10 protein-coding genes and 1 pseudogene are annotated in these 10,867 nt (G+C 65.1%); 9 read left to right on the top strand and 2 right to left on the bottom strand.

Features of this window, described 5'->3' with window-relative positions; all coding sequences use genetic code 11:
• Together DVDV_RS23020 and DVDV_RS20330 are read left to right on the top strand one after the other, a co-directional pair.
• The coding region (locus DVDV_RS23020; RefSeq protein ID WP_217694152.1) for a hypothetical protein at positions 1 to 270 on the top strand (270 nt) is incomplete at its 5' end.
• A gap of 275 nt (positions 271 to 545) precedes the next feature.
• The gene (locus tag DVDV_RS20330) at positions 546 to 2,099 is read left to right on the top strand and encodes a flagellar hook protein FlgE (RefSeq protein WP_075356406.1); all 1,554 of its coding nucleotides are present in this window, start codon (positions 546 to 548) and stop codon (positions 2,097 to 2,099) included.
• Positions 2,100 to 2,111: 12 nt separating this feature from the next.
• Here DVDV_RS20330 and DVDV_RS20325 read toward each other — a convergent pair whose 3' ends face one another.
• Positions 2,112 to 3,389, bottom strand: a complete 1,278-nt coding sequence (locus tag DVDV_RS20325) for a glycosyltransferase (RefSeq protein ID WP_075356405.1) — start codon at positions 3,387 to 3,389, stop codon at positions 2,112 to 2,114.
• Between the two features lie 2 nt (positions 3,390 to 3,391).
• Positions 3,392 to 4,657, bottom strand: coding sequence for a glycosyltransferase family 9 protein (locus DVDV_RS20320; RefSeq protein ID WP_075356404.1), 1,266 nt, complete (start codon positions 4,655 to 4,657; stop codon positions 3,392 to 3,394).
• 91 nt (positions 4,658 to 4,748) lie between these two features.
• Between DVDV_RS20320 and DVDV_RS20315 the strand changes: the two genes are divergently transcribed.
• The 7 genes and pseudogenes from DVDV_RS20315 (at position 4,749) to DVDV_RS20290 (ending at position 10,848) form a co-directional block, all read left to right on the top strand.
• Positions 4,749 to 5,441: a bifunctional precorrin-2 dehydrogenase/sirohydrochlorin ferrochelatase gene (locus tag DVDV_RS20315; protein ID WP_075356403.1), complete on the top strand. Its 693-nt coding sequence runs from the start codon at positions 4,749 to 4,751 to the stop codon at positions 5,439 to 5,441.
• On the top strand, positions 5,428 to 6,297 hold the full coding sequence (locus DVDV_RS20310; protein ID WP_075356402.1) for an inner membrane protein YpjD: 870 nt from the start codon (positions 5,428 to 5,430) through the stop codon (positions 6,295 to 6,297). The genes DVDV_RS20315 and DVDV_RS20310 overlap by 14 nt, the downstream gene beginning before the upstream one ends.
• Positions 6,260 to 7,621 (top strand): glutamyl-tRNA reductase, encoded by a 1,362-nt coding sequence (gene hemA, locus DVDV_RS20305; protein ID WP_075356401.1) that lies wholly within the window; start codon positions 6,260 to 6,262, stop codon positions 7,619 to 7,621. The genes DVDV_RS20310 and hemA overlap by 38 nt, the downstream gene beginning before the upstream one ends.
• A gap of 3 nt (positions 7,622 to 7,624) precedes the next feature.
• Positions 7,625 to 7,960 (top strand): hypothetical protein, encoded by a 336-nt coding sequence (locus DVDV_RS20300; protein ID WP_075356400.1) that lies wholly within the window; start codon positions 7,625 to 7,627, stop codon positions 7,958 to 7,960.
• A gap of 83 nt (positions 7,961 to 8,043) precedes the next feature.
• A pseudogene (tilS, locus tag DVDV_RS23830) lies at positions 8,044 to 8,805 on the top strand (tRNA lysidine(34) synthetase TilS); the annotation flags it as partial.
• A 438-nt stretch (positions 8,806 to 9,243) separates the two neighbouring features.
• Positions 9,244 to 9,915, top strand: a complete 672-nt coding sequence (locus DVDV_RS23645) for an adenylate kinase (RefSeq protein WP_254845470.1) — start codon at positions 9,244 to 9,246, stop codon at positions 9,913 to 9,915.
• 78 nt (positions 9,916 to 9,993) lie between these two features.
• On the top strand, positions 9,994 to 10,848 hold the full coding sequence (locus DVDV_RS20290) for a menaquinone biosynthesis protein (protein ID WP_075356398.1): 855 nt from the start codon (positions 9,994 to 9,996) through the stop codon (positions 10,846 to 10,848).
• The last annotated feature ends 19 nt before the right edge of the window (positions 10,849 to 10,867 follow it).

The raw sequence follows: 10,867 nt of genomic DNA, 5'->3' as shown, positions 1-10,867 counted from the left end.
TTTTTCAACTTCGTTTCGCCCGAAGGCGACCCGTCCGTTTCCGGTTTCCCGTTGTGGAGCAGCGCTTCTACGCTCCCCCGCCCGGCCCGTCAACGTCTTTTTTCACTCATCCCGAAGCGCCGTTGCGCCTCGTCCCGTGTCGCGGCTTTCCGCAGCGGGCCAAACTATCTAGCCGATGCCGCGGTGCCCGTCAACCCGTTTCTCAGCAAAATTCAAAAAACATCCCCGCCGCCACGTGATCTTCACAATCTGCGTCAGCGCGGACTTTGATGACTACGCCCGGGCCGCAGAGTTGTCAACACTGTTTTTGGCCCGCCCTGCTCCCCATACCTTATAATCCAGGCCCAAATCACCACTTGGCCCGGGTTCTGCACTCTCTGCCGGCAAGCGGCAAGGTTTTCCCGGCCGACTGCCCCCAGCCCCACTGCTGGCGGCATGGATGCCCGGGAAACCAGCAACCGCTGCCCGGCCTGACCGTCCCTCACAGGGCGGCCCAATGGCCAGGCAGGCAATTCCTGCCGCCAGGGCGACAAGGAAGGTGGAGCATGAGCGCGATCTGGACAGGAGTCTCGGGACTCCTCAGTTATAGTCAGGGCATTGCCTCCACGGGGAACAACCTCGCCAACGTCAATACCGTTGGCTACAAGTCCTCACGGATGCTCTTTGCCGACATGGTCAGTTCCCTGGCCGGAGGCACGTCCGACGGCAGCCAGATCGGCATGGGCGTCCAGGTCGGCTCCGTGGCGATGCAGACCTCGGTGGGCAGCCTGGTGGACGCCAGCAGTTCCACGGATCTGGCCATCGACGGAGAGCGCGGCTATTTCATAGTCAAGGACGCCGTCAACGATAAGACCTATTATACCCGGGCCGGGGACTTCAATTTTGAAAAAGACGGCGATCTCGTCTCGGCAACCGGCTGCAACGTCCAGGGCTGGGCCGTGGACCAGGACGCGATCCTTTCGGCCAAGCGCAACAACGTGATTCTTTCCGAAGTGCCGACCACCGGATCCGTCACCGACATCAAGATCAAGGATTTTACCATTGATCCCCAGGCGACCGGAACAATGGAGGTCATCACCAATCTCGACAGCCAAAGCAGCGTCGGGACCCTTGACTCCACTGACCCGTATTTCACCATGTTCAAGAATTACAACGCCAACAATGAGTCGCCTGTGGCCGACTCCGACTATTCGGCCACCATCAAGATCTACGATGCCGAAGGAACGGCCCATACCGCGACCGTGTACTATTCCAAGACCAGCGACGAATCCGGCAAGGAATACTGGGAATACATGGTGACCGTTCCGCCGGACGAGGACGGCAGCAGCGTCACCGGCGGCACGGACAAGGCCGGTGTGCTCATGATCGGCACCATGACCTTTTCCGCCCAGGGCGTGATGGAAAACCAGACCGCCTTCACCCCCAGCGGCGACCCCACCAGCCTTTCCAACTGGACCCAGGCCAATCTGACCTCTTCCGGGGTGCCCGAGTTCTCGGCCACCTTCAAGGCGGCCTCCAACGGCTCGGCCCTGACAGCCCAGACTGTTGCTTTCAAATCCGGCCTGTCCGCTTCAGGCGGCAGTTGGAGTGCCTCCAGCGCCGCCAATGCCGCCGCCATTGGGACCAAGGCCTCGGGCAATGCCGGCTTTGACGCCTCCGCCACCCAGAACGCGGTCTATTGCACCACCAACTACGCCACCTCGTCCTATACCCAGACCACGAGCCAGGACGGCTACGCCAAGGGCGAGATGACCGCCACCAATGTCGATGAAAACGGGGTGTTGTGGGGAACCTTCACCAACGGACAGACCAAGGCGCTCTATGTCCTGGCCCTGGCCGACTTCGTCAACCCGACCGACCTCTACCGCAACGGCAACAACCTGCTTTCCCCCACCGAGGAGTCCGGCAAAGCCACGGTCGGCCGGGCCAACTCCGGCGTTCTCGACGGCATTGCCGGCAATACCCTGGAGTCGTCAAACGTGGACATGGCCACGGAGATGGTCAACCTCATCATCAATCAGCGGGCCTTCCAGGCCAACTCCAAGGTGGTGACCACGGCCGAGGCCATGATGGAAAAGGCTCTCGAGATCAAAAAGTAAGGGCGTCCGGGTTCACGAACCGGCGTACTGGCGCTGCCATTCGTCCAGAAACAGCAAGGACGTCTCCAGGGGCGTAAGCCGGCCCTGCCTGGCCCGCACGGCGGCGATGAGATCGGGGAAAGTCACGTCGGCCGGGAGCGACAAGTCCCGCAAGAGGGCTGCCGTCTCCTGGCGAAGGGGCTCTGGCAAACCGGCCAGGGCAGCCTCCGCTTCCTGGCGGCCAGCCGGCCAGTCCGGAAAACACCGGGCCACAAAACCCAGCAACTGCTCCATGCGCTGGCCATAGGTATGCTCGGCCAGGGCCCGGGCCCGGGCCCGCTGCGCATAGGCCTGGCGCTCCTCGGGATGGGCCAGGAAATGGGCCAGCTTCTCCCGCAACTCTTCCATGGACCCGAAGCGGACCAGCTCGTCGTCGGCAAAAAGCTCCGGCAAAAGCGTCCGTTCGCTGACCAGCTGGAACGCCCCGCACATGGCCAGCTCAAAGGTGCGCGGGTTGACGAAATCCCCGGCCGGCACCAGTTCCTTGGCCAACACGCTGGAATGGAGATTGAGATTGACGGTTGCGGCATTGAATATCTTGACCGCCTCTTCCGTGTCGATGCGCCGCCCGCCCAGGCGCAACCGGCCGGACAGGGCCGCATCGCCGTCCCAGTCGCTGCCGAAAATCCCCAGGCCGAAATCAAGCAGCCGGGCAAAGGCCAGACGCCGGTTGGGATAGCCCGCGCCCATAAACGACACCTCGGCGCCGTAGGTCCGCCGCTCCACGGGCGAAATTTCCAGGGGCCGGTGCACGGCCGGGTCGGCGGCCATGGGCAGATAGACGACGTTTGGCTGGCCGATGGCGGCAAGCTTGTGGGCAAACGGCTCCTTCTGGATAACGGCAAAGACATCATAATAAGGAGCAAAGGTTTCCCAGTAGGTAAAGAGCTGGAAATCCTCCACAAACCACATGGCTGTCTTGACCCCGTCCCGGCGCAGGCGCTTTAAGGTCTGGCGCGACAGCGGGGCCTGGGCCAGGGCCAGGACCAGATCGGGGCCAAAGGTCTCGACCTTGGCGCTGATGGCCTGGGAGACGACTTGCAGGAAACTGTTCTCCAGATATTCCAGGCGATCGGAGGTGACCCGCAAGGTTTTTAGGGCCTCAAAAGCCCCATAGAACCCGGGCGCTTCAAAGACCTCGGCCACATGGCCAAGCTCCTTCAAGGCCGAGGCGCAAAACCGCCCGACCGGCAGCGAGCCGCCGTACATGGGCAAGATGACCAGTATCCGCAAGGTCTTCCCGACACCCATAGCTACCACTCCCTGCTGGCTGTCCGCCCCGGCGGCGGCAGAATCCAGTCTGTTTCCATCACAAGGCGCTCGGCCAGTTCCCGGCCCGGGGCCGGATCGGTTGCCTCGGCAACGGCCCCGAGCAGGTGCCGCGCCAGGAAGTCCCGGAGGGTCTGGCGGGCCGTAGCCGAGGCATCCTCCCCGCGCAAAAGCCGGCACACCGCACCCAGGGCGTCGCAGTCCGTGGCGAAAAGGGCCAGCCCCGGCGGCAGGACAGCCTTGGCCGAGCCGGCCAAGGCGCGCAGGAAGCCGGGATCGGCAAAAGGCAGGCGGCAGACATGGCCCTGGTCGCAGGGGGCCGCTTCCAGGCAGGGGGCGCACGGGAGGGTGGCCTGCCAGACCTCGTGGCCGAGGCCGTAAGGGCCGGTCTCGTGGCACCAGGCCGAGGACAAAAAGAATGCCGTGACCGGAACACCAAAAAATGCCGCCAGGTGCATGGCCCCGGTGTCCGGCGTGATGAGCCGGTCCAGGCCGGAGATGGTGTCGCAAAGGCCGGCCAGATCGGTCTGGCCGGTCAGGTCGGTGCAGGCCGCAGCCACGGCCGGGTCGAGCTTTCGCAAAAGCGCCCGGGCTTCGCCGGCCTGGGCGGCCGTGCCAAGCAGCGTCACCCGGCTTGCTCCGCCGGCCCGAAACAGCGTACGCACGAGGGGGGCCAGGATGTCGGGGGAAAGCGATCGGCGGGCGGTGCGTCCGGCCAGGGCCACGCCAAGGCCGCCGCCGCGCGGGACGGCCACGGGATTGACCTGGGCGGCGGGCAGCGCTTCGTCGTCGAGATGGGCCCAGATGTCGGCCAGATTGAGCCCGCTGCCGCGCCGGTCCCGGGCCAGGCGAAACACCAGCCGCAAAAGCCCGTCCTTGTCGGTCTGGCCGGCATATTGGCGGTAGCCGCGCTGGACCTCGGGCGGGAACATGGCGCTGACGGCCATGCCCAGGGGCGAGAAGTTGAGGCAAAAGACCCGGTCAAAGGCGATGGCCGCCAGTTCGCCGCAGGCTTTCCTGGCCAGCCCGGCTGTTTCGGCGGCGCTGCGCCCCGGACCGGCATGGGCCGGCAGGCTGTGGATGCGGGCAAAAGGATAGAGCCGCCCGGCCAGTCCGGCCAGGGAGCGGTCGACCGCCAGATGGACCTCGCCGCCGCCGGCCGCGGCCTTGGCAGCCAGGCCGGCCAAGAGCCGTCTGGTCTGGACCAGATCGCCCAGCCGTGCCAGTTGCAAAACCAGAAATCGCGCCATATCCACACCGTCCAACGGTCACGAAACCAAATAATTCATGTGAAAAAAAGCCCTTTTCGGCCCAAGTGTTCTTCTGCTATAGGAGGCTTCCATGCGGTATTATCCTATTTACGTCAATCTGCGCGGCAAGCGGTGTCTGGTCGTCGGCGCAGGCCAGGTCGGGCAGCGCAAGATCGCCACCCTGGCCGAGTGCGGCGCCGAGGAAATCCTCGTCATCGACCTCGTCCCGGCCACGGACACCTGCGCCGGGCTGTTGAACCATCCGTCGGTCATCTTTGCCTGCCGGCCCTACGAGACCGCCGACCTTGACGGCCGGTTCCTGGTCATTGCCTCCACCGATGACGAGGCGCTCAACTGGCGCATCAGCCGGGAGTGCGCCGAGCGGGGCATCCCCTGCAACATCGTGGACCAGCCGGAAAAGTGCAGCTTCATCGTGCCGGCCCTTTTCACCCAGGGCGACCTGACGGTCGCCATCTCCACCGGCGGCGGCTCGCCGGCCCTGGCCCGCAAGATCCGCCAGGGGCTGGGTGACTTCCTCGGTTCGGAATACGGGGCGCTTTTGCTGCTCATGAGCCGGCTGCGGCCGCTGGTGCTGGCCCTTGACCTGGGCACACCGGCCAATTCCAGGCTTTTCCGCGATCTCGTCAATTCGCCCCTGCTCGAAGCCCTGGACCAGGGCGACGCGGCCCGGGCCGAGGCCATCCTCCGGGAGTTTTTGCCCGCTTCCCTGCACGGCGAGGCGGCCGGGCTTGTTTCGGGAGCGCTATCCCATGACGGCGATTAACATTCTCTTTCTGCTGGTGGTGGCCGGGTATTTCCTGGGCGCTGCCGTGCATCTGCTTGGCGTGGTCACGGCCAAGCCGGCGCTGCGTCGGGCCGGCTGGCTGCTGACGGTGGGCGGGTTTGCCTGCCACACCCTTGATCTGGCGGTGCTCCTCGTGATTGAGGGCGGCATGGCCTTTTTGTCCGGGGAATTCTACTTCAGCCTGCTGGCCTGGAGCCTGCTGCTTATCTGCCTGTTTTTGTGGTGGCGGCTTCGCCTGGGGATGCTTGGGCTTTTGGCCTCACCCCTGGCCCTGTTCCTGTTTCTGTCCTCCCAGGCCGTGACGGCGGCCCGGATGCCGCTGCCCAAGGCCCTGGGAGGCCTGTTTTTCGGGCTGCATATCGGGGCGCTGTTTCTGGCCATAAGCCTCCTGTCCATGGCCTGCGGGGCCGGGGCGGCCTATCTCTATCTGGAACGCAAGATCAAGACCAAGGAGAAGCTCGGCGGCTTTGCCAAGGCCCTGCCGGCCCTTTCCACCTGCGACACCGTCAACCGCTGGGCCGTGGCTGCCGGCTTTCCGCTCTACACCCTGGGGCTGCTCTCCGGCTTCGTGTGGGCCAAGCTCACCTGGAACCGCATCTTTTCCTATGATCCCAAGGAAGTGACGGCCATCTGCATCTGGTTGCTGTTCGCCTTCCTGTTCCACCAGCGTCTGGTGCTGGGCTGGCAGGGGCGCAAGCCCGCCCGCATGGCCATCTGGCTGTTCGGGCTGACCCTTGTGTCCATGCTGGTCATCAATTTCTTCATGCCCACACACCATAGTTTTGCGCGATATATCGATGGAGCATCAGATTTACCTGTTTGGCCTCAACCATAAGACCGCCGGCGTAGAAATTCGGGAAGCGTTTGCTCTGGGCGAACGTCCGAAACTCGGCGAGCTTCTGGTTCATGGCGAGGCACACCTGCGTGAGGTCCTGGTCCTTTCCACCTGTAACCGGGTGGAAGTGCTGGTGGCTGACGCCGTGGGGCGTGATCCCAAAGCCGCTGTCCTTGCGGCCTGGGCCGAGCAGTGCGGCCAAAACCCGGCCACCCTGGCCCCGCACCTGTACGCCCACGAGGGTCTGGCCGCCGTGGAGCACCTGTTTTGCGTGGCCTCGGGCCTGGACTCCCTGGTCCTTGGCGAGCCCCAGATTCTCGGGCAGCTCAAGGCCGCCTACCGCCACGCCGTGGCTTCCCACACCGCCGGAGTCATCACCAACCGGCTGTGCCACAAGGCTTTTTCCGTGGCCAAGAAGGTGCGGACGGCCACCGGCATCGGGGCCAGCGCCGTGTCCATCAGCTACGCGGCCGTGGAACTGGCCAAGCGCATTTTCGGCGAGATGGCCGGCAAGAAGGCCATGCTGGTCGGGGCCGGCGAGATGGCGGAGCTGGCCGCCATGCATCTGCTCAGTGCCGGCGTGTCGGAAATCCTCGTGGCCAACCGCACCTATGCCCGGGCCGAAGAACTGGCCGGGCGTTTCAAGGGCCGGGCCGTGGCTTTTGAAGAATTCGTCTCGCGCCTGCACGAGGTGGACATCGTGATCAGCTCCACCGGTGCGCCCCATGTGGTCATAAAGGCCCGGGACGTGCGCGGCGTGCTCAAGGCCAGACGACATAAGCCCATGTTTTTTATCGATATCGCTGTCCCGCGCGACATCGATCCGGATATCAACAGCTTAGATAACGTCTACCTCTACGACATCGACGATCTCCAGGAAGTCGTGGAGGAAAACCTGGCCCAACGCCGCGAGGAAGCGGCCCGGGCCAGGGATATTATCGGCCTGCAGGTGGAACGCTTCGGCGAATGGTTGAAGTCACTGGACATTAAGCCCACCATCGTGGATATGCTTGGTGCTGGAGAAACCATTGCCCGTCGGGAACTGCAAAAAACCCTGCGCCGCCTCGGCCCGGATATTTCCGAGGAAACCCGGCTGGCCGTGGAAACCCTGTCCCTGTCCATCAGCCGCAAGCTGCTCCACGAGCCCATTGCCTTTCTCAAGCGCCGGGCCAAGGAGGACCACGGGGAACGGTTTATCGACCTCACCCGGCGCATGTACAACCTGGACCGCGACAAAGTCCCCAAGGACGCCCACGCGGACCGCAAACCGCCGAAGGACACCGACGATGACGGAGACTTCGACGCGACGGATGCAAGCGAGTAAACCATGCGGTCCTATCTGATCGATGAAGTATCCGCCGACAATATGGAGCAGATCGAGCGCAACCTGGCCGAAAAAGGCTTCAAGGGGCCGCTTGACCATATTTACTACATCCCCTTCCCCCAGGAGATGCTCAACGACGAACAACAGCAGCACTACGACGAGTGCGGACCGTACATGCTCGTGCTGGAAACCGGCCGCAACTGGCTCAAGCTCGAACTGCTCGTGCGCGGGCGCGGCAAGCTCCGTTGTTCCTGCATCAGCTACTGCTCCCCGGAGCAGCGCCAGCAGATGATCGACTTCCTGGACACCTTCATCCGGGAACTCGACATCCCGGCCTGACCGCCTGTCCCTGGAGGACGCTTTGGCGTTTTCCAGGGCGTGGCAAACGCCACAATTTCCCGCTGTGACGGGCCGGGCCGGACATGCTTCCGGTTGCGGCCCGCCCGCGCAACCACCCAGGCCACGCCTTGTCCCGACTACGGGCAGCCCCAATGCACACCACCCCGCCACCTGATTCGCCGAGCCCCCCGGACAGCCCCCTGACCCTGGCCACGTTGCCGCCCCGGGCCGCCCGGCTGTGTCTGGCCGTGGCCCGGTTTGTAACCGGCCCCTGCGGCCACAATCCGGCCGGCGCGACCTGGATCGTCGGCCTGTCCGGTGGGCCGGATTCCACGGCCCTGCTCGCCATGGCTGCCGTCCTGGCCCCGCGCCTGGGCGTGGCGAACCTCGTTGCTGCCCATCTCGACCATGCCCTGCGCCCCCGGTCCGCAGCCGAAGCCGACACCGTCCTGGCCCTGTGCCAGGGCCTGGGCGTCCCGTGCCACAGTCAGCGAACCGATGTGGCCGCCCTGGCCCGGGAGCGCCGCACCGGCCTGGAAGACGCCGGCCGGCAGGCCCGCTATGCCTTTTTTGCCGGGCTGTGCGCCGCCTATCCCGACGCCTGGACCCTCACCGGCCATCAGTTGAACGACCTGGCCGAGGACCAGTTCATGCGCCTGACCCGCGGTGCCGGCTGGCCGGCCCTGGGTGGCATGGCCGCCGCCGATCCGGTCCGGCGCATCCTGCGTCCACTCCTGCTCACGCCCCGAAGCGCCATCGACGCCTTTGTGGCCGCCCTCAGGCTGCCAACGCTAAGCGACCCTTCCAACAGCGACCCGGCCTTTTTGCGAAACCGCGTGCGCCACACCATGCTGCCGGCCGCCCTGGCGGAAAATCCCCGCTACCTCGACGCCGCGGCCCGGCTGTGGCAGCAGGCCCGCCTGGACGCCGATTATTTTACCGCCAGCCTGCCCGCTGTCCCGGACCCGGCAATCCTGTCCCGGACGACCCTGGCCGCCACCCACCCGGCCACCCGCCTGCGCCTTTACCGCCGCGCCCTGGCCGCCCTGGGGCCGGGCCAGGCCCTGGCCGACGGGCTGTTCGCCCTGGACGAGGCGGTCGCGCGCCGGGCCACGGGCCGCGCCTTCCAGTTTCCAGGCGGCAAGACGGCCCGGCTGGCCCCCGGCTTCGTAGTCTTTTCCCGGCAACCGGGCGGTCGGCCCGGACGGGAATCACCATTGACAGGGCTGGCCGGCGGGGGTAATGAGGCCGATTGTGAAAAATCAAACATGGAGGCAGTCCCGGTGAATATCCTCACTTTTGGTCCCAACGGCAGCGGCAAGGGCACCCAGGGTTCCCTGGTGAAAAAGAAGTACAATCTGGCCCACATCGAGTCCGGGGCTATCTTCCGCGAGCATATCGGCGGCGGCACCGAACTCGGCATGAAGGCCAAGGCCTTCATCGACAAAGGTGAGCTGGTCCCCGACGACATCACCATCCCCATGATCCTTGAGACCTTGAAGGCCAAGGGCGGCAACGGCTGGCTGCTCGACGGTTTCCCCCGCAACATGGTCCAGGCCGAGAAGCTGTGGGAAGCCCTGCAGAAGGAAGGCATGAAGCTCGATTACGTCATCGAGATCCTGCTGCCCCGCGAAGTGGCCAAAAACCGCATCATGGGCCGTCGCCTGTGCGCCAATGACCCCAACCACCCCAACAACATCTTCATTGACGCCATCAAGCCCAATGGCGATGTCTGCCGGGTGTGCGGCGGCGCGCTGAAAAGCCGCTCCGACGACCTGGACGAAGGCGCCATCGGCAAGCGTCACGACATTTACTACGACACCACCACCGGCACCCTGGCCGCTGCCTATTTCTACAAGGATCTGGCCGCCAAGGGCCTGACCAAGTACATCGAGCTCAACGGCGAAGGCTCCATCGATTCCATCAAGGAAACCCTGCTGGCCCAGCTCGACTAGTCCACCGGAATCCGCCTTGCATGACGGCCCCGGGGGGAATACCCTCGGGGCCGCGTTTTTTTCGCCCAAGGAGTCCCCATGGAAAGCGCCCCCTTAAAGCTCGGCCGCATCGCCTACCTGAATGTCTGGCCGCTCTACGAAGCCCTGACGCCGGCCTTTCCCGACGGACCGGACATCACCTATGTGCCCGGCCATCCGGCCGAACTCAATGCAGCGCTGGCGAGCAGAACCATCGACGCCGCCCCGGCCTCGGCCTTTGCCTATCTGGCCGATCCGGCCGCCTTCACCCTGCTGCCCGACCTGTGTATCCGGGCGGCCACCGGCCCCATCCAGAGCGTGCTGCTCCTCTCGCCGGTGCCCCTAGCCGAACTGCCGGACCATCTGGCCCGAACCGGCGGGGCCATCCAGCTCTCCGGGGCCTCGGCCAGTTCCAATGCCCTGCTGCGGGTGCTGTGGCGCTTCGCCTGGGGCTACGCCGAACCCCGTTTCGAAATGGTTGCGCCGGGCACGGGCTTTGACCGGGGAATGCCCTTTGTGGAAATCGGCGATCTGGCCCTTCGCCGCTATCTCTCGCCGCCCCCGGGCTGGCAGGTGATCGACCTCGGCCAAGCCTGGCAGGAATTTGCCGGCACGCCGTTCGTCTTCGCCCTGTGGATCGTGCGCGAGGGCCTTGGCGGCCGGCCGCTGGCCACGCTTGACCGGGTGCGCCGCTATCTGGCGGACGTCAACCGCGACCTGCCAAAGCGCCTGCCCGAACTGGTGCACTCGCCGTCCTTGCCGGACTGGGCCCCGGCCGAGGCGCTGCTCGCCTACTTCCGGGTGGTCAACTACAACTTCGACGCCGCAGCCGCAGCCAGCCTGCTGCTTTTTGCCCACCACTGCCGGGAACTGGGCCTGATCCGCGCCGTACCGGGACTGCGCTTCGCGCTATAGGGAGCATGAAGGGGAGAAG

This window comes from Desulfovibrio sp. DV (assembly GCF_001936595.1).
GTDB lineage: Bacteria > Desulfobacterota > Desulfovibrionia > Desulfovibrionales > Desulfovibrionaceae > Solidesulfovibrio.
Note: the sequence above shows the minus strand (reverse complement) of the source record. Positions and strands in the feature narration are given on the sequence as shown.